Consider the following 18,282-nt stretch of genomic DNA (forward strand, 5'->3'; position numbering starts at 1 on the left):
AAACGGAAGCGACACCGCGTTCCGCGCCCAATCCCGGCGCCGCCCACATCGGAAATCCCATGCAACTCAAGAATCCCATCCTCGGCCTGTGCCAACAGTCCACGTTCATGCTCAGTGCCGCCAAAGTCGATCAATGCCCTGACGATGAAGGCTTCGAAGTGGCGTTTGCCGGTCGTTCCAACGCCGGCAAATCCAGCGCGCTGAACACCCTGACTCATGCCAGCCTGGCGCGCACCTCGAAAACTCCGGGTCGCACACAGCTATTGAATTTCTTCAAGCTAGACGATGATCGCCGTCTGGTCGACCTGCCGGGCTACGGTTATGCAAAAGTACCGATCCCGCTCAAGCAACACTGGCAGCGCCACCTCGAGGCTTACCTCGGTGGCCGGGAGAGTTTGAAAGGTCTGATTCTGATGATGGACATCCGCCATCCAATGACCGACTTCGACCTGCTGATGCTCGACTGGGCCGTCGCGGCTGGCATGCCGATGCACATCCTGCTGACCAAAGCCGACAAGCTCACCTACGGCGCGGCAAAAAATACTCTGCTGAAAGTACAGTCGGAAATCCGCAAAGGCTGGGGCGACTCGATCACCATCCAGTTGTTCTCCGCACCAAAACGCATGGGCCTGGAAGAGGCCTACACTGTACTGGCCGACTGGATGGAACTGGCAGACAAAGGCGCCGAGGCGGCAGCCGAGTAATTCGGAATAGGGAAAAATTGGTTGTAGTGTGGCCAGGCAAGGCGAAAGTAGGGCTAAAACGGCCGGGGTCGCGCTCGACTTTAGGGGACCTAAATGAGCATTTTTAGACCTGCTTTCAACGCAGCATGGCCGCGCTACAGCTGATTTTTTAGCAAAAAAAGCCCCGGACTTCATTGGGGAGGGAGAAGTTCCGGGGTTTAAGTTCCGAACCGCTAGGGCGGGGTTCAGATATCTGCCAACACTTAACACAACATAGGAGCATCGAAGGGCTTCACCAGCCATTCAGTACCTCTGAGTGTTGGATCGGCAGATTAGTTCAGATTTTTTTCAAAAAGCTTTGGAATAGCTTCAGGCATTTATCGGTCTAAGCCCGTTCTGCGCGGCTTGCCGCGACAGCAAGTCGCGGCAACGCTGAAGTCTTAGTGCGCCTCATCCCAATTGTTGCCGACACCCACTTCCACCAGCAGCGGCACATCGAGCTTCGCCGCTTCGCTCATGTGCAGGCGAATCTCGGCGCTGACCTGCTCAACCAGATCCTCGCGAACCTCCAGCACCAGTTCATCGTGTACCTGCAGGATGACCCGCGCATCCAGCCCTGACGTCGCCAGCCAGTCGTCCACAGCGACCATGGCTTTCTTGATGATGTCCGCAGCCGTGCCCTGCATCGGCGCGTTGATCGCCGTGCGTTCTGCGGCGGCGCGTTCCTGTGGCTTGTTCGAGTTGATCTCCGGCAAGTACAGGCGACGACCGAAGAAAGTTTCGACGTATCCCTGATCGGCCGCCTGCGCGCGGGTGCGTTCCATGTATTCACGGACGCCTGGATAACGGGCGAAGTAAGTATCGATGTAGGCCTTGGCGGTCTTGGTGTCGACGCCAATGTCCTTGCCAAGCTTCTGCGCGCCCATGCCGTAGATCAGGCCGAAGTTGATCGCCTTGGCGCTGCGGCGCTGGTCCGAGGTCACTTGATCCAGCTCGACCTTGAACACTTCGGCAGCGGTTGCGGTGTGCACGTCGAGGTTGTTGCGGAAAGCGTTCATCAAGCCTTCGTCGCGGGACAGGTGCGCCATGATCCGCAATTCGATTTGCGAGTAGTCCGCCGCCAGCAGTTTGTAGCCCTTCGGCGCGACGAATGCCTGGCGAATGCGCCGGCCTTCAGCGGTGCGCACCGGGATGTTCTGCAGGTTCGGATCACTGGAGGACAGCCGCCCGGTGGAGGCCACGGCCTGATGATACGAGGTGTGAATGCGCCCGGTGCGCGGGTTGATCTGCTCCGGCAGGCGATCGGTGTAGGTGCTTTTCAGCTTGCTCATCGAGCGGTGCTCCATCAGCACCTTCGGCAAGCGGTGATCGTCTTCGGCGAGTTTCGCCAGCACTTCTTCGGCGGTGGACGGCTGGCCCTTGGCGGTTTTCTTCAGCACCGGCAGGCCGAGCTTTTCATAAAGAATCACGCCCAGCTGCTTCGGCGAGCCGAGGTTGAATTCTTCCCCGGCGATTTCGAAGGCTTCACGCTCTAGCGCGACCATTTTGTTGCCCAGCTCAATGCTCTGGATGCCGAGCAGTTCTGCGTCGACGAAGGCGCCCTGACGCTCGATGCGAGCCAGTACCGGCACCAGCGGCATCTCGATATCGGTCAGCACGCTGGCCAGACTCGGAATGGCATTGAGTTTTTCTACCAGCGCCTGATGCAGGCGCAGGGTGATGTCGGCGTCTTCGGCCGCGTACGGCCCGGCCTGTTCCAGGGCAATCTGGTCGAAGGTCAATTGCTTGGCACCTTTGCCGGCGATGTCCTGGAAGCTCACCGTGGTGTGGTCGAGATACTTTTGCGCGAGGCTGTCCATGTCGTGACGGGTCGCGGTGGAGTTGAGCACGTAGGACTCAAGCATCGTGTCGAAGGCGACGCCGCGCACGCTGATGCCTCCACTTTGATCGCCGCCGATGGCGCAGTTGGCCAGGATGTTCATGTCGAATTTGGCGTGCTGACCGACCTTGAGCTTGTGCGGGTCTTCCAGGATCGGCTTGAGTGCGCGCAGGACGGTGTCGCGATCCAGCTGCTCCGGCACGCCGATGTAGGAGTGGGTCAGCGGAATGTACGCGGCTTCGTTGGCCTGCACGGCGAACGACAGGCCGACCAGTTGCGCCTGCTGCGCGTCGATACCGGTGGTTTCAGTGTCGAAGGCGATCAGTTTGGCGTTGCGCAGTTTTTCCAGCCAGACGTCGAAGCGGGCCTGATCGAGGATGGTTTCGTATGCGGCTTCAGCAGGCGCGGCGGCTGCCTCGGCTGGCGGGGCGCTGAATAGATCCTGCGCGGGCGCAGGCTCGGCTGCCGCGCTCAGTTCCAGACGCTTGGCATCGCGATCCAGATCATTGAGCCAGCTCTTGAATTCCAGCAGGGTGTACAGCTCGTACAGTTTGGCTGGGTCTTCCGGACCCATCTGCAGATCGTCGAGGCCGATATCCAGCGGCACGTCGATCTTGATGGTCGCCAATTGGTAGGAGAGGAATGCCATTTCCTTGTGCTCTTCGAGCTTGGCCGGCAGGGTCTTGGCGCCGCGAATCGGCAGGGTCGGGACGATGTCGAGGTTGGAGTACAGCTCAGTCAGGCCGCCATTGACCCCGACCAACAGACCGGACGCGGTTTTCGGGCCGATGCCGGGAACGCCCGGAATGTTGTCGGACGAATCGCCCATCAGCGCCAGATAATCGATGATCTGCTCCGGAGCGACGCCGAATTTCTCCTTCACGCCCTCCACATCCATCGAACTACCGGACATGGTGTTGACCAAGGTAATGTGGCCGTCGACCAGTTGCGCCATGTCCTTGTCACCGGTGGAGATGATCACCGGACGGTCCGCCGCCGCGCTGCTGCGGGCGAGGGTGCCGATCACGTCGTCGGCCTCGACGCCATCCACGCACAGCAGCGGGAAACCCAGGGCGATAACGCTCTGGTGCAGCGGCTCGATCTGCACGCGCATGTCATCTGGCATGCTCGGGCGGTTGGCTTTGTATTCGGCGTACATCTCATCGCGAAATGTCCCGCCCTTGGCGTCGAACACCACGGCGAACGGGCTGTCCGGGTACTGCTTGCGCAGACTCTTGAGCATGTTGAGCACGCCTTTGACCGCACCGGTCGGCAGGCCTTTCGACGTGGTCAGTGGTGGCAGTGCATGAAAGGCGCGGTACAGGTAAGACGAACCGTCCACCAGGACGAGGGGGGCTTGGCTCATGAGCAGGATCAACCTTTTCGGCGGGTCCGGGGCTAGAATAGCGGGACCGTTGACGACAAAGGGACAAGGTTATCATGCGTACGTTAAATCGCTTGCTGCTGGTCGGGTTGATCGCTGTCTCACCACTGACCGCGATGGCGGCGGATGATGCACCGGGCGGTGACCCCGAGGTGACCATCCGCACGGAGGGCGACAAGACCATTCAGGAGTACCGTCAGAACGGGTTCCTGTATGCGATCAAGGTCACGCCCAAGGGTGCGCCGCCGTATTTTCTGGTGCGCGCCGACGGGACGGATGCGAATTTCATCCGCTCGGATCAGCCGGATATGCTGATCCCGTCATGGAAGATCTTCGAATGGAAGTAGGTTTTCAATTCACCCGGCGCCGCCGTTGCGGCGCCCGTACTGGCAGTTAAGACATGTCTGTGTTCACTCCCCTGGCTCGGCCCGAGCTGGAAACTTTTCTCGCCCCTTATGGGCTCGGCCGCCTGCTTGATTTCCAGGGGATCGCCGCCGGCAGCGAAAACACCAATTTCTTCATCAGCCTGGAGCAGGGCGAATTTGTCCTGACCCTCGTCGAGCGCGGCCCGGTGCAGGAGATGCCGTTCTTCATCGACTTGCTCGACGTGCTGCACGAAGCCGATCTGCCGGTGCCCTACGCCCTGCGCACCACGGACGGCGTCGCCTTGCGTGAACTCAAAGGCAAACCGGCATTGCTGCAACCGCGCCTGTCAGGCAAGCACATCAAGGTCGCCAACGCCCAGCATTGCGCACAGGTCGGCGAATTGCAGGCGCATCTGCATCTGGCGACTCAGGGCGAGCGCATGATCAAGCGCAAGACCGATCGTGGTCTGGACTGGATGCTGGAGGAGGGCAGCGCCTTCGTCTCCCACTTGAGCGGTGAGCCGCAAGCCTTGTTGCAAAAGGCTCTGGATGAAATCACGGTACAAAAGGACAAGATCCTCGCGCTGCCTCGGGCGAACATTCATGCCGATCTGTTTCGCGACAACGCCATGTTCGAAGGCACCCATCTGACCGGGCTGATCGACTTCTACAACGCTTGCTCGGGGCCGATGCTGTATGACGTGGCAATCGCGTTGAACGACTGGTGTTCGGATGAGGCTGGCGTAATCGATGGCCCGCGTGCCCGAGCGTTTCTCGGTGCCTACGCGGCGCTGCGCCCGTTCACGGCGGCGGAAGCCGAATTGTGGCCGACGATGCTGCGCGTCGCTTGTGTGCGGTTCTGGCTGTCACGCCTGATCGCCGCCGAGCAGTTCGCCGGGCAGGACGTGTTGATTCACGATCCGCAGGAGTTTGAGCAGCGCTTGGCGCAGCGGCAGAGGGTCAGCACCCCGTTGCCTTTTGCCCTTTAAAAGCTTCGCGAGCAAGCCCGCTCCCACATGAGGTCTGTGTCGTTCACAAATCCAATGTGGGAGCGGGCTTGCTCGCGAACGGGGCAGCGCCGGTGCTGGGGTTACAACGATTCCAGGCACCCGGCCAGGTCATTGCCGAGTTTTTCCAGCACCTGCTCGTAGCCCTGAGCCGTCGCCGGCGTATAACCACCCAACGCATCCAGCTCGGCCAGTTTCACCGGCAAACCGGCCACCAGCGTTTCCGCCAGACGCGGACGCAACGGCGGCTCGCTGAACACACAGGTCTTGCCCACTTCCTGCAAGCGCTTGCGCATCGCCGCGACGTGCTGGGCGCCCGGCTGCACCTCGGCGGCCACCGCGAAGACCCCGGCGTGCTTCAGGCCGTAGGCGTCCTCGAAATAATCAAAGGCCTCGTGAAAGACGAAGTACGGCTTGCCTTCAACATTGGCCAGACGCTTTTTCAAGCGTTGGTCCAGCGCATCCAGACGTTCATCGAACGCTTTGGCATTGCTCTGATAACGCTGGGCATTGGCCGGGTCGGCGGCGCTGAGGTCGGCGGCCATTTTGTCGGCGATCACCCGCGCGTTGACCGGTGACAGCCACAAGTGCGCATCCAGCGAGCCGGGGCGATGATCGTGATCGTGTTCATCGGCCTCTTCGGAGTGGGAATGGTTGTCCGCGCCGAAATGCCGCAGCTTGAGCCCCGGCAAATCCTGCACCGCGACGCTCGGCAGGCTGCGACCGCCGAGTACGCGCGGCAGGAAACCTTCCATGTCCGGGCCGATCCAGTAGAGCAGATCGACCGACTGCACCTTCCGTACGTCGGATGGGCGCAGGGCGTAATTGTGCGGCGAGGCGCCCGGCGGCAGCAGCACCTCCGGAATCGCCACGCCGTCCTGCACCGCAGCAGCAATCAACTGCAACGGCTTGATGCTGGTGAGCACTTTGACCTCGGCCTGAGCCGAACCGATCAGTAGAAAACTGGCAACAAAAGCGACAAAAACAGAAAAAAGTCGGGACACGATGACCACTCAAGGAAGCGAGAACGGGTAACATAATAACGTCTCCAGCAAATCTCGTCGCCGCTCATGCCTATTACCCCGATTGCCAGCCGTCCCCACGACCACTCCCATTGCGTGCACAGCGCTCTGTCCGAGGCCGATACCTTGTGCGCGCAGAAAGGTTTGCGTCTGACTGCCCTGCGCCGCCGTGTGCTGGAACTGGTCTGGCAGAGTCACAAGCCACTGGGCGCCTATGACATCCTCGCCGTGCTCAGCGAGCAGGACGGCCGCCGCGCCGCGCCGCCCACCGTGTACCGCGCGCTGGATTTCCTGCTGGAAAACGGCCTGGTTCATCGCATCTCCTCGCTCAATGCTTTCGTCGGCTGCGTACACCCGGAGCACGCGCATCAGGGCCAGTTCCTGATCTGCCGCGAGTGCCACGCCGCTATCGAACTTGAGCAAAAAGTGATCAGCGACGCGATCATCAGCAGCGCCAAAGACGTGGGTTTCATCGTCGAAGCGCAGACGGTCGAAGTGGTTGGCCTGTGCGCCGGTTGCCAGGGGGCCTGATGAGCAACGCGCTGATCCGTCTGGAGCAGGTCGCCGTCACGTTTGCCGGGCAGACCGTGCTGGACAACATTGAGCTGAGCGTCGAGCCGGGGCAGATTGTTACGCTGATCGGCCCCAACGGCGCCGGCAAGACCACGCTGGTACGCGCCGTGCTCGGGCTGTTGAAGCCGAACAGCGGCAGCGTCTGGCGCAAGCCGAAACTGCGCGTCGGCTACATGCCGCAGAAATTGCATGTCGATCCAACCTTGCCCTTGTCAGTGCTGCGCTTTCTGCGTCTGGTGCCCGGCGTCGACCGCCCTCGGGCGTTGGCCGCGTTGAAGGAAGTCGGCGCCGAACACGTGATCGACAGCCCCGTGCAGAGCGTCTCCGGCGGTGAAATGCAGCGCGTGCTGCTGGCTCGGGCGCTGCTGCGCGAGCCTGAGCTGCTGGTGCTCGATGAGCCGGTGCAGGGCGTCGATGTGGCCGGGCAGGCCGAGCTGTACAGCCTGATTACGCGTCTGCGCGACCGCCACGGTTGCGGCGTGCTGATGGTCTCTCACGATTTGCATCTGGTGATGAGCACCACCGATCAGGTGGTCTGCCTCAACCGTCACGTCTGTTGCTCCGGGCATCCCGAGCAGGTCAGCGGCGATCCGGCATTCGTCGAGCTGTTCGGCAAGAACGCGCCGAGCCTGGCGATCTATCACCACCATCACGACCACGCCCACGATCTGCATGGTTCGGTGGTCAAGGGCCCGCTCGGCGGGCAACCTCATGTTCATGGAGACGGCTGCAAGCATGGCTGATTTTCTTTTGTATGCCCTGCTCGCAGGTCTGGCGCTGGCGCTGGTGGCTGGGCCACTCGGCTCGTTTGTGGTGTGGCGGCGCATGGCCTATTTCGGCGACACCCTGTCACACGCCGCATTGCTCGGCGTGGCGCTGGGCTTTTTGCTGGATGTCAGCCCGACGGTGGCGGTGACGGTCGGCTGCCTGCTGCTGGCGGTGTTGCTGGTGACTCTGCAACAACGCCAGCCACTGGCGTCTGACACGCTGTTGGGAATTCTTGCGCCGAGCACGCTCTCTCTCGGCCTGGTGGTACTAAGCTTCATGCATGAAGTGCGGATCGACCTGATGGCCTATCTGTTCGGCGATCTGCTGGCGATCAGTCCGAGCGACCTGGCCTGGATTCTTGGCGGCACCGCAGCGGTGCTGGTGTTGCTGGTCGCGCTGTGGCGTCCGCTGCTGGCGGTCACCGTGCATGAAGAACTGGCGCGGGTCGAAGGCCTGCCGGTGGCAGGTTTGCGCTTGGCGCTGATGCTGTTGATCGCGGTGGTGATTGCGGTGGCGATGAAAATTGTCGGCGTGCTGCTGATTACTTCGCTGCTGATCATCCCGGCGGCTGCGGCACAGCGTCACGCCCGTTCGCCAGAGCAGATGGCCCTGGGCGCGAGCCTGCTGGGCATGCTCGCAGTGTGCGGCGGGCTGGCGTTGTCGTGGTTCAAGGACACCCCGGCGGGGCCGTCTATCGTGGTGACGGCAGCCGCGCTGTTTCTGTTGAGTTTTGTTCTGCCCCGTCGTGGGGTGTAGACTTGGCCGCTTTTTGCGCAATTAGAGAGTCGCAGGAATGAAGCCGTTCGCCTCCCGTTATCTGCTCCTTGTCGCATTTTCCGTGCTGCTGGGCGCCTGCCAAAGCACGCCGCCGGTGGCTGAAGTCCCGGACGCGCGGGCTACGGCCATCGCACAGCTGGAGCAAAGCCTGGCCAGCAGCGAACTGGCCACCGCCGAAGACCAGTTGGCCGCGTTGCAAGCCGCAACCCCCAATGATCAATCCCTTGAGCAATACCAGCGGCAGCTGGCCGAGGCGTACCTGCGCCGCAGCCAGATCGTCCTGCAGAAAGGTGATGTCAACGCTGCGGCCACCGCGCTGAGCCGTGCCCGCGCCTTGATGCCCAAGGCGCCCGCGCTGACCGGTGGGGTCAACGGTGCGATCACCGAAGCGCGCAAGGCCGAGCTGGAGAAGGCTGAAGCGGCGTTATTGGCGGCTGAAGCCAGACCGAAAGCCAAGGTCATTGACCCGACAGCCGAGAGCACCACGGTTGCGTTGAACATCGGCGATATTCACAAGTTGCAGCGACAACTCGATGCGATCGCCGCCGATGTGGTGAATTACGATTGCGCCGTCAGCATCCAGGCTCCACGGACTGCGGATTATCCGTGGCTGGCGACCTTGCTGACCAAGCGAGTCAAGAAGCTCGATCCTGATTTTGATTTGCAGATCGAGAAGCAGATCCTGCGCACAGTGCCAGCGCAGATGGTTTTAAGTCCGCGTAAACCATAAAAAGATCGTCCGAACGCGGCCCGAGCCTTCGGACGATCCTTTGCTTTTACGCTGGAATCGCCTTGGCCTTAGCCTCCCGCGCCCAGACCCGATGCTCGCCAATCGCCGCGAAGAACGGCTTGGTCAACGCCCCCACATCCGCGCCCTGCACCAACCCCGCATCCGCATCCAGCTTCAACAGGTCCTGCAATTGCTTGGCCTCGCCGTGCAGCGCGATCGCTTTCAGGTGCTTGTAGGCCTCGAGCAGGTAATGCAACGCCACGCCGTCGCCGCTCAACGCGGTAATCGACGCTGCGCCACCCGGCACGAACACCGCGTCGAAAGCGATTGATGGCATACCTTCCATCGAAGCATCCACCGGCAATGCCTTGCCGTCAGCGGCTTTGACTGGCGCCGAGGTCGGGCCGAGCAGTTTTGCGTGGGCGCCTTCGGCTTCAAGTGCTTTCTTCATTGCCTCGATGGCCGCAGCATCAACGCCGTTGGCCGCGAGGATCGCCACTTTGCGCGTCTTGATATTGCCTGGCAGCAGATTGGCCTGGCTCAGCGCTGGCGATTGCTCCAGCGAAGTCTTGCGCACTTCGACCGTACCTTTGGCTGGCGCCGGCAAACCGAGGTTCTCCGCCACGCGTTTGGCCAGGGTCAAGTCGATATTGGCGAGGATCTCGTTCACTTCACGGGCACGGATGAACTCACGCTCGACCTTGCCCAGCTCGAAGCTGTAGGCAGCGATGATGTGCTCTTTCTCGTGCTCGCTCATGCTGTTGAAGAACAAGCGAGCCTGGGAGAAATGATCGCCGAACGACTCGCTGCGCTGGCGGATCTTCGCTGCGTCGATGCGCTCCGGATAGCTCTCGAAACCACCGTCCTGCGCAGCCGGCGGGGTTTCTTTCGGCCAGCCACCGTCGATCGAGTTCGGCTCATAAGAGGCACGGCCCTTGTCGATGGTGGTGCGGTGCTGCGCGTCACGCTGGCCGTTGTGGAATGGCGCCACCGGACGGTTGATCGGCAGCTCATGGAAGTTCGGCCCACCGAGTCGGCTGATCTGCGTGTCGGTATAGGAAAACAGCCGACCTTGCAGCAGCGGGTCGTTGGAGAAGTCGATGCCTGGCACGATGTGGCCCGGGCAGAAGGCGACCTGCTCGGTTTCGGCGAAGAAGTTGTCCGGGTTGCGGTTGAGGGTCATTTTGCCCAGCGGCGTGATCGGCACGATTTCTTCGGGGATGATTTTGGTCGGGTCGAGAATGTCGAAGTCGAAGTCGTGTTCGTTCTCTTCTTCGACGATCTGTACGCCGAGTTCCCATTCCGGGTAGTCGCCCATCTCGATCGCTTCCCACAGGTCGCGTCGGTGGTAGTCGGTGTCTTTACCGGCGAGCTTCTGCGCCTCGTCCCACACCAGCGAGCAGGTGCCGGCGGTAGGGCGCCAGTGGAATTTGACGAAGCGTGATTTGCCCTCGGCGTTGATCAGGCGGAAGGTGTGCACGCCGAAGCCCTGCATGCTGCGCAGGCTTTTCGGAATCGCCCGGTCGGACATCGCCCAGATCACCATGTGCGCCGATTCCGGCACCAGCGAGACGAAGTCCCAGAACGTATCGTGGGCCGAGCCGCCGGTCGGGATTTCGTTGTGCGGCTCGGGTTTCACCGCGTGAACGAAGTCGGGAAACTTGATCGCGTCCTGAATGAAGAACACCGGCATGTTGTTGCCGACCAGGTCGAAGTTGCCTTCGTCGGTGAAGAATTTCACCGCAAAGCCGCGCACGTCACGCACGGTATCGCCGGAACCACGTGGTCCCTGAACTGTGGAAAAGCGCACGAACACCGGGGTTTTCTTGCCCGGATCCTGTAGGAAACCAGCCTTGGTCAGCGCTGCATGGTTCTCGTAACTCTGAAAGAAACCGTGCGCGCCGGTGCCGCGGGCATGGACGATGCGCTCTGGAATCCGCTCATGGTCAAAGTGCGTGATCTTTTCACGCATGATGAAGTCTTCCAGCAGCGACGGCCCGCGCGGCCCGGCCTTAAGGGTGTTCTGGTTGTCCGCGATCTTCACACCCTGATTGGTGCGCAGTGCCTGACCGGTAGCGTCGGAACGGAATTCTTCAAGACTCTCGAGCTTGGCGTTGGTGTTGGCGCGATCCGGGGTGTCGGTTCCGGCCATTTCGCTTTTATCGGGTGCAGGCTTTTTGATGCTCATCAGACGTAAACTCCTCGTTTGGCCCCGGATGCCTTCCGAAGACCCTTGAGTGATTCCCGGGCACGGCACCCAGGGTTTCAAGTCGCTTACTTAGTGACTGATGAGCGTTTCAGCCGTTCCGTTTATCTGACCTTTGATCGCGTTATTGCCAAATTGAAGGTTAATTGCGAAATAAATGCTAAGAACCTCTATACGGACAGGCTAAAATGCGCGCCCGGCTAACCGCTGATCCTTTTCCAACGCGCCCCACAAGGTTCGCTACGTGATCGAGTTTCAAAACGTCCACAAGACTTACCGCGTCGCCGGTAAGGATATTCCCGCGCTGCACCCGACCAGTCTCGCCATCGAGAACGGTCAGGTGTTCGGCCTGATTGGCCATTCCGGTGCGGGCAAAAGTACCCTGCTGCGTCTGATCAATCGCCTGGAAGATTGCAGTGGCGGCAAGATCATCGTCGATGGCGAAGAAGTCACCGCACTGGACGCCAACGGCCTGCGCCGTTTCCGCCAGCAGGTCGGGATGATCTTCCAGCACTTCAACCTGCTCGCCTCCAAGACTGTCGCCGACAACGTTGCCTTGCCGCTGACCCTGGCCGGTGAGCTGTCGAGCAGTGAAATCAACCAGCGCGTGGCCGAGTTGCTGGCGCGGGTCGGTCTGTCCGACCACGCGAAAAAGTACCCGGCGCAACTGTCCGGCGGCCAGAAGCAGCGCGTCGGCATCGCCCGCGCCCTGGCGACCAAGCCAAAGATTCTGCTGTGCGACGAGGCCACCAGCGCCCTCGACCCGCAGACCACCGCCTCGGTTTTGCAATTGCTGGCCGAGATCAACCGCGAACTGAAACTGACCATCGTCCTGATCACCCATGAGATGGACGTGATCCGTCGCGTCTGCGATCAGGTCGCGGTGATGGACGCCGGGGTGATCGTCGAGCAGGGTTCGGTGGCCGACGTGTTCCTGCATCCACAGCACCCGACCACCAAGCGTTTCGTGCAGGAAAGCGAGCAGATCGACGAGAGCGAGCAGCGTGACGATTTCGCCCATGTGCCGGGGCGGATCGTGCGTCTGACCTTCCAGGGCGAAGCGACCTACGCGCCGTTGCTCGGTACCGTCGCCCGGGAAACCGGCGTCGACTACAGCATCCTTGCCGGTCGCATCGACCGCATCAAAGACATTCCCTACGGGCAATTGACCCTCGCCGTCACCGGTGGCGACATGGAAGCGGCGTTCGCCCGCTTCACCGCCGCTGACGTTCACATGGAGGTATTGCGCTAATGGAAGACCTGATCAGTTTCTTCACCAATATCGACTGGTACGAAATCTGGCTGGCCACCGGCGACACGATGCTGATGCTCGGCGGTTCGCTGTTGTTCACCGTGCTGCTCGGCTTGCCGCTGGGTGTGCTGCTGTTTCTTTGCAGCCCGCGCCAGTTGCTGGAAAACCGTGGTCTGTACGCGATCATGTCGCTGGCGGTGAATATCCTGCGTTCGCTGCCGTTCATCATCCTGCTGATCGTGATGATCCCGTTCACGGTGCTGATCACCGGCACTTCGCTGGGCGTGGCCGGTGCGATTCCGCCGCTGGTGGTGGGCGCTACGCCGTTCTTCGCGCGGCTGGTGGAAACCGCTTTGCGTGAGGTCGATCGCGGCATCATCGAAGCCACCCAGTCGATGGGCGCGACCACGCGGCAGATCATCATGAACGCCTTGCTGCCGGAAGCCCGTCCGGGCATCTTCGCAGCGATTACGGTGACAGCGATTACACTGGTGTCCTACACGGCGATGGCCGGTGTGGTCGGCGCCGGTGGTCTGGGCGACCTGGCGATCCGTTTCGGCTACCAGCGTTTCCAGACCGACGTGATGATCGTCACCGTTGTGCTGCTGTTGATCCTTGTGCAAGTGCTGCAAATGGTGGGCGATCGTCTGGTCGTGCATTTCTCGCGCAAATAATCGGTTCTGGTCATCAATGAGGCGCTGGCCGCACGCTGGCGGGCGCCGGAAAAGGAGTTAGCTGAATGAAAAAACTGATCGCTGCTTTCGCTGCCGTCGCAGCATTCTCGGCCCACGCCGAAACCTTGACCGTTGCCGCCACTCCGGTGCCGCACGCGGAAATCCTCGAATTCGTCAAACCGGCCCTGGCCAAAGAAGGCGTGGATCTGAAGGTCAAGGTCTTCACTGATTACATTCAGCCGAACGTACAGGTCGCGGAAAAGCGTCTGGACGCCAACTTCTTCCAGCACCAGCCGTATCTCGATGAATTCAACAAGGCCAAGGGCACCGATCTCGTAGCCGTGACGGGTGTACACCTGGAGCCGCTGGGCGCGTACTCGAGCAAGCTCAAGGATCTGAAGGATCTACCGGGCGGCGCCAACGTGGTGATCCCGAACGACGCCACCAACGGCGGCCGTGCGCTGTTGCTGCTGGCCAAGGCTGGCGTGATCACCCTGAAGGATCCGACCAATATCCTGTCGACCATCAAGGACATCGCGCAGAACCCGAAAGACCTGAAATTCCGTGAGCTGGAAGCCGCGACCATCCCGCGCGTGCTGACCCAGGTCGATCTGGCGCTGATCAACACCAACTACGCGCTGGAAGCCAAGCTCGATCCGTCCAAGGATGCGCTGGTGATCGAAGGCAACGACTCGCCGTACGTGAACATCCTCGTGTCCCGCGCGGACAACAAGGACAGCGACGCGATGAAGAAACTGGCGGCTGCGCTGCACACGCCGGAAGTGAAAAAGTTCATCACCGAGAAGTACAAAGGCGCGGTGTTGCCGGCGTTCTGATCGGGGCGGCGGCAATGAAAAAGGGGACGCCATGAGCGTCCCCTTTTTTGTGCCTGAAACACCGTCCCTGTGGGAGCGGGCTTGCTCGCGAAAGCGGTGTATCAGCCAGCATTTCTTCATCTGAGCCACCGCATTCGCGAGCAAGCCCGCTCCCACACTGGATCAGTGGTGTTACTACTTGCGGTTTAGCATCGCCGGCAACTGCGCCACCAGTTTGGCGTTATTCAGCGGCGCCCGAATGAACCCGCGCTGCGTGCCGTCCGGGCCGATCACGGCCAGGTTGCCACTGTGATCGACGGTGTAATTCGGCTTGCTGGTATCGGCGGGAATGAACGGAATGCTCACTGCATTCGCGACCTTCTGCAGCTCCTCGATCGACGTTGGCGTCAGGCCAACGAACTGCGGATCGAAGTAGCCCAGATACTGCTTCAGCTGTTTCGGCGTATCGCGGTTGGGGTCAACGCTGACCAGCACGATCTGCAATTTATCCACAGCCTCTTTCGGTAGCTCACTCTTGATCTGCCGCAGTTGCGCCAGGGTGGTCGGGCAGATGTCCGGGCAGAAGGTGTAGCCGAAGAACAACAGACTCCACTTGCCTTTCAACTCATCGATCGCCACCGGTTTGCCGTCCTGATCGGTCATGGTCACGTCCGGCAGATTGCGGCTCTGTGGCAGCAGGATGATCCCGGCGTCGATCAGCGCAGTCGGGTCGCCCTGACCTTTACCGCTCAGCACCTTGTTGACGGTAAGCCCGAGAATCAGTGCGATCACGGCAGCGAGGATGAAGACGGTTTTCTGGGTTCGGGTCATAGGTTCAACAGTAAGTAGTGGTCTACGAGCAGGGCGATGAACAACAGGAACAAGTAATAAATAGAGTACTTGAAGGTGTTGATCGCCGCGTGCGGCCGAGTGCCACGGTACAGCACCACGGCCCATTGCAGAAACCTCGCGCCCAACGCCAGCGCACAGACCAGATACAGCACGCCGCTCATGTGAATCACGTACGGCAGCAGACTCACCGCCAGCAGCGCGAAGGTGTACAGCAGAATGTGCACTTTGGTGTAGTGCTCGCCGTGGGTCACCGGCAGCATCGGAATGTCGGCCTTGGCGTATTCCTCCTTGCGATGAATCGCCAGCGCCCAGAAATGTGGCGGGGTCCAGGCGAAGATGATCAGCACCAGCAGCAACGGTTCGGCGCTGACATGGCCGGTGGCGGCGGTCCAGCCGAGCAGCGGCGGGGCGGCGCCAGCGAGGCCGCCGATGACGATGTTCTGCGGCGTCGCGCGTTTGAGGAAGCCGGTGTAGATCACCGCGTAGCCGAGCAGCGAGGCGAGGGTCAGCCATGCGGTCAATTGATTGGTGAACGTCAGCAGCAGCGCCTGGCCGAGCAACGCCAGCAGCAACGCAAATGTCAGCGCCGCCGCAGGAGAAACCCGGCCTTCGGCCAGTGGCCGTTTGTGCGTGCGCGCCATCACCGCATCGATGCGCCGATCGACCACATGATTGACGGCCGCCGCACCGCCGGCACACAAGGCAATGCCCAGATTGCCAAAAACCAGCACCGTCCACGGCACGCCCGCTCGGGTGGCGAGGAACATGCCGACCAGCGAGGTGATCAGCATCAGCACCACGACTTTCGGCTTGGTCAGCTCCAGATAATCGCGCCACAGCGCTTGCGTCGCACGTTCGCCGATCAGACTCGCCATGGCGTTTCTCCTTTCAATGCGATGGGCGCGACGGCAGGTTTGTGCGCACCCAAGCGCCAGCGCGCCAGCACCGGTTGGGTCACCCGCAGCAGACTGGTGCGCGCGTGGTAATTGACCAATACCAAGGTCAGCAACAGCGCCGCACCGCCGGCGTTGTGGGCGACGGCCACTGGCAGCGGCAGATGAAACAGCACGTTACTGATACCGAGGGCGATCTGCGCGGCGAGGGCGATCAGCAGCAAGCCAGCCAGACGCGTCATGCCCACCACCTTCAATTGCCAGGCCAGACCGAGCAGCACGACTGTCACCAGCAAAGCGCCGATGCGGTGTGTCAGATGAATCGCCGTGCGCGCGTCGCTGTCCAGTTGGCCGCCGAGATAGTTCGGGCCGATGTGCTGGGTCAGATGAAAGCCATTGGCGAAGTCCGCCGGCGGCAGCCATTGGCCGTGGCAGGTGGGGAAGTCGATGCAGGCCACCGCTGCGTAGTTGGAGCTGACCCAGCCGCCCAGCGCAATCTGGCCGATTACCAACAGCAGCCCCGCCGTCGCCCAATATTGCAGGCGTTTGGGCACCGTCAGTGCCGGCAGCACGCCGGACAACCTCAGCGTCAACAGAAACAGCAGACTCAACGTGGCGAAGCCGCCGAGCAAATGCCCGGTAACCACTTGCGGCCAGAGCTTGAGCGTCACCGTCCACATGCCGAATGCGGCCTGAGCGATGACCACCGCCAGCAGAAACAGCGGCAGTTTCACCGGTTGGCCCGGATGGCGCCGGTTTACCCAGGCGCGCCCGGCCAATACCGAAATCAGCAACCCGAGGGTGCCGGCGAAATAGCGGTGGATCATCTCGTTCCAGCCCTTGTGCGCCTCCACTGGCGCATCCGGGAAATGCAGTTCGGCATGGGCCAGTTGCGCCTCGCTTTTCGGCACGCTGATAAACCCGTAGCAGCCCGGCCAGTCGGGGCAACCGAGGCCTGCGTGGGTCAGGCGCGTATAGGCGCCGAGCAGCACCACAATCAGTGCCAGCAGGGTGGCAAACAGCGCGAGGCGAAATCCAGGTTTGGCCATGACGATGCCCTTATCCGATGTTCGACAGTTTCAGCAGATGACGCAGGTCGTTGAGCAGATCCTTGCCCTTCACGTTCGGCTCGTAGCGCAGCACCAGATTGCCGTGCGGGTCGACGATCCACAGCTGCGGCAAGGCTTTGTCGCCGGTGGTCCTGGCGAACACGCCGGCATCCAGTGGATAACGCTGCAGTTGCGGGTATTCGCGATCGAGTTTGCCGGCGTACTCGGCGCTCAATGGTTGCGCGGCGGCGAGCGCATGGCTGGCGCGTCCGGCTTCGCGGCCGAGGCTGATCTGGATCTGCCGGGCCAGGTACACCAGTTGCTGGCAGTCGACTGCGCAATCCTTTGGCGCCGTGACCAGAATCTGCCAGCGCTGCTCATCGGCCTGCACGCCAAGGTCGGCGCGGGTCTGGCCGTTGCCGATCAGCTCGCCGTGGTAGCTGCGTCCTTCCGGCACCCAGAATTGCAACTTGTACATGCCGGTGGCGAGCAGCATCGGCCCGACTACGCCGAGCACAATCAACAGCAATTGAATGCGCCCGCGCCGACGGCTGGGAGCAGGTTTGGCCTCAGACATGCTGGGTGGATTCATGGCGCTTCCCATGGCGTTTCTCCTTTGCGTTGTGCCAGCCCAAATAGAGGTAAAGCCCAAGCAGGGCCGTGGCCATGGCAAACCATTGCACGGCATAGCCGAGGTGTTTTTCCGGGCCCATCGCGACTACCGGCCAATCGGTCTGATAGCTGGCCGGGCCGGGTTCGGCGCGCAGCTCAAAGGCGAAACCGTCGCGCTCCAGGGTTTGCCACAATTTGCCCGGTTCGACGGCGGTGATGGTTTGCGGCCAGACACCGCTGACCGGATCGGCGTGCAACTGGAACGTTGCGCCGGGGGCGACATAGACCCAGGCGTCGAGCGTCAGCGCCTCGGCCGGTGTCGTGAATTGCGGCGGCACGCGCCGATCGGGCCATGGCAGCCAGCCGCGATTGACCAGCAGCCAGAGGCCGCTGCGTTGATCCTGAAACGGTTGCAGCAATTCGACGCCGACCTTGCCGCCACGCTGGCGATTGTCGAGCAACAGCGTGTGGGCGGGGTCGAACTGGCCGTGCAGGTGCACGCGGCGATAAGCCGGATCGGCGCTGGTTGCGAGTTCGCTGCTGGCCATCGGTTCGGCCACGCGACGTTCGGCATAACTGGCCAGCAGCGCGGTTTTTTCCGCGCCCCGGCCCAGTTGCCAGAAGCCCAGCGCAACCATCAGCGGCAGCAACAACGCGACCACCACGGTGGGGATCACGCCCGGGCGAAAGTGCTTCATGGGCGCGCCATAAAGTCAGTCATCGCGATCGCTATACTCAAGT

At 61.5% G+C, this 18,282-nt stretch carries 18 protein-coding genes; 10 read left to right on the plus strand and 8 right to left on the minus strand.

Annotated elements, in window-relative coordinates; all coding sequences use genetic code 11:
- Nucleotides 1-59: 59 nt before the first annotated feature.
- Nucleotides 60-704 carry a ribosome biogenesis GTP-binding protein YihA/YsxC gene (yihA, locus tag ACIGDJ_RS16590; protein WP_039757139.1) on the plus strand — a complete coding sequence of 215 codons (645 nt, stop codon included), beginning with the start codon at nt 60-62 and terminating at the stop codon, nt 702-704.
- A 419-nt stretch (nt 705-1,123) separates the two neighbouring features.
- On the opposite strand, the gene polA is transcribed toward yihA, so the two are convergent.
- Nucleotides 1,124-3,928: a DNA polymerase I gene (polA, locus tag ACIGDJ_RS16595; protein WP_397479309.1), complete on the minus strand. Its 2,805-nt coding sequence runs from the start codon at nt 3,926-3,928 to the stop codon at nt 1,124-1,126.
- Between the two features lie 74 nt (nt 3,929-4,002).
- Here polA and ACIGDJ_RS16600 point away from each other — a divergent pair, with 74 nt between their 5' ends.
- Together ACIGDJ_RS16600 and ACIGDJ_RS16605 are read left to right on the plus strand one after the other, a co-directional pair.
- Entirely contained in the window at nt 4,003-4,293 is a 291-nt protein-coding gene (locus ACIGDJ_RS16600; RefSeq protein ID WP_101159665.1) for a DUF2782 domain-containing protein, read from the plus strand.
- A gap of 53 nt (nt 4,294-4,346) precedes the next feature.
- Nucleotides 4,347-5,300 (plus strand): homoserine kinase, encoded by a 954-nt coding sequence (locus ACIGDJ_RS16605; RefSeq protein ID WP_397479308.1) that lies wholly within the window; start codon nt 4,347-4,349, stop codon nt 5,298-5,300.
- A gap of 101 nt (nt 5,301-5,401) precedes the next feature.
- Here ACIGDJ_RS16605 and ACIGDJ_RS16610 read toward each other — a convergent pair whose 3' ends face one another.
- Nucleotides 5,402-6,322: a zinc ABC transporter substrate-binding protein gene (locus ACIGDJ_RS16610; protein WP_178081211.1), complete on the minus strand. Its 921-nt coding sequence runs from the start codon at nt 6,320-6,322 to the stop codon at nt 5,402-5,404.
- A 66-nt stretch (nt 6,323-6,388) separates the two neighbouring features.
- Between ACIGDJ_RS16610 and ACIGDJ_RS16615 the strand changes: the two genes are divergently transcribed.
- Genes ACIGDJ_RS16615 through ACIGDJ_RS16630 form a run of 4 tightly spaced genes read left to right on the plus strand, consistent with a single transcriptional unit; the run spans nt 6,389 to nt 9,188 of the window.
- Nucleotides 6,389-6,871 carry a Fur family transcriptional regulator gene (locus ACIGDJ_RS16615; RefSeq protein WP_024014990.1) on the plus strand — a complete coding sequence of 161 codons (483 nt, stop codon included), beginning with the start codon at nt 6,389-6,391 and terminating at the stop codon, nt 6,869-6,871.
- Nucleotides 6,871-7,656, plus strand: a complete 786-nt coding sequence (gene znuC, locus ACIGDJ_RS16620) for a zinc ABC transporter ATP-binding protein ZnuC (protein ID WP_101159662.1) — start codon at nt 6,871-6,873, stop codon at nt 7,654-7,656. The genes ACIGDJ_RS16615 and znuC overlap by 1 nt, the downstream gene beginning before the upstream one ends.
- Nucleotides 7,649-8,437, plus strand: coding sequence for a zinc ABC transporter permease subunit ZnuB (gene znuB / locus ACIGDJ_RS16625; RefSeq protein WP_101159661.1), 789 nt, complete (start codon nt 7,649-7,651; stop codon nt 8,435-8,437). The genes znuC and znuB overlap by 8 nt, the downstream gene beginning before the upstream one ends.
- Before the next feature lie 37 nt (nt 8,438-8,474).
- On the plus strand, nt 8,475-9,188 hold the full coding sequence (locus ACIGDJ_RS16630; RefSeq protein ID WP_101159660.1) for a PA5502 family lipoprotein: 714 nt from the start codon (nt 8,475-8,477) through the stop codon (nt 9,186-9,188).
- A gap of 46 nt (nt 9,189-9,234) precedes the next feature.
- Here the strand turns inward: ACIGDJ_RS16630 and katE are convergent, their stop codons facing one another.
- Complete coding sequence (katE, locus tag ACIGDJ_RS16635; RefSeq protein ID WP_101159659.1) at nt 9,235-11,376, minus strand: catalase HPII; 2,142 nt, start codon at nt 11,374-11,376, stop codon at nt 9,235-9,237.
- A gap of 262 nt (nt 11,377-11,638) precedes the next feature.
- On the opposite strand from katE, the gene ACIGDJ_RS16640 reads away from it, so the two are divergent.
- From ACIGDJ_RS16640 to ACIGDJ_RS16650, 3 genes are all read left to right on the plus strand, one after another.
- Complete coding sequence (locus ACIGDJ_RS16640; RefSeq protein ID WP_101159658.1) at nt 11,639-12,646, plus strand: methionine ABC transporter ATP-binding protein; 1,008 nt, start codon at nt 11,639-11,641, stop codon at nt 12,644-12,646.
- Complete coding sequence (locus ACIGDJ_RS16645; protein ID WP_101159657.1) at nt 12,646-13,320, plus strand: methionine ABC transporter permease; 675 nt, start codon at nt 12,646-12,648, stop codon at nt 13,318-13,320. Before ACIGDJ_RS16640 ends, ACIGDJ_RS16645 begins: the two co-directional genes overlap by 1 nt.
- Nucleotides 13,321-13,385: 65 nt before the next feature.
- Nucleotides 13,386-14,156: a MetQ/NlpA family ABC transporter substrate-binding protein gene (locus tag ACIGDJ_RS16650; protein ID WP_101159656.1), complete on the plus strand. Its 771-nt coding sequence runs from the start codon at nt 13,386-13,388 to the stop codon at nt 14,154-14,156.
- Nucleotides 14,157-14,330: 174 nt separating this feature from the next.
- On the opposite strand, the gene ACIGDJ_RS16655 is transcribed toward ACIGDJ_RS16650, so the two are convergent.
- From ACIGDJ_RS16655 to ACIGDJ_RS16675, 5 genes are read right to left on the minus strand one after another with little or no spacing between them, the layout of a single operon-like run.
- A complete protein-coding gene (locus ACIGDJ_RS16655) occupies nt 14,331-14,966 on the minus strand; it encodes an SCO family protein (protein WP_397479307.1) in 636 nt (211 codons plus the stop codon).
- The gene (gene cyoE / locus ACIGDJ_RS16660; RefSeq protein WP_101159653.1) at nt 14,963-15,862 is read right to left on the minus strand and encodes a heme o synthase; all 900 of its coding nucleotides are present in this window, start codon (nt 15,860-15,862) and stop codon (nt 14,963-14,965) included. The genes ACIGDJ_RS16655 and cyoE overlap by 4 nt, the downstream gene beginning before the upstream one ends.
- Nucleotides 15,850-16,929: a heme A synthase gene (locus ACIGDJ_RS16665; protein ID WP_101159652.1), complete on the minus strand. Its 1,080-nt coding sequence runs from the start codon at nt 16,927-16,929 to the stop codon at nt 15,850-15,852. Before ACIGDJ_RS16665 ends, cyoE begins: the two co-directional genes overlap by 13 nt.
- Before the next feature lie 10 nt (nt 16,930-16,939).
- Complete coding sequence (locus ACIGDJ_RS16670) at nt 16,940-17,533, minus strand: hypothetical protein (RefSeq protein WP_101159850.1); 594 nt, start codon at nt 17,531-17,533, stop codon at nt 16,940-16,942.
- A complete protein-coding gene (locus tag ACIGDJ_RS16675; RefSeq protein WP_101159651.1) occupies nt 17,499-18,239 on the minus strand; it encodes an SURF1 family protein in 741 nt (246 codons plus the stop codon). Before ACIGDJ_RS16675 ends, ACIGDJ_RS16670 begins: the two co-directional genes overlap by 35 nt.
- Nucleotides 18,240-18,282: the final 43 nt, after the last annotated feature.

Source organism: Pseudomonas sp. NPDC079367 (genome assembly GCF_044542195.1).
Lineage (GTDB): Bacteria > Pseudomonadota > Gammaproteobacteria > Pseudomonadales > Pseudomonadaceae > Aquipseudomonas.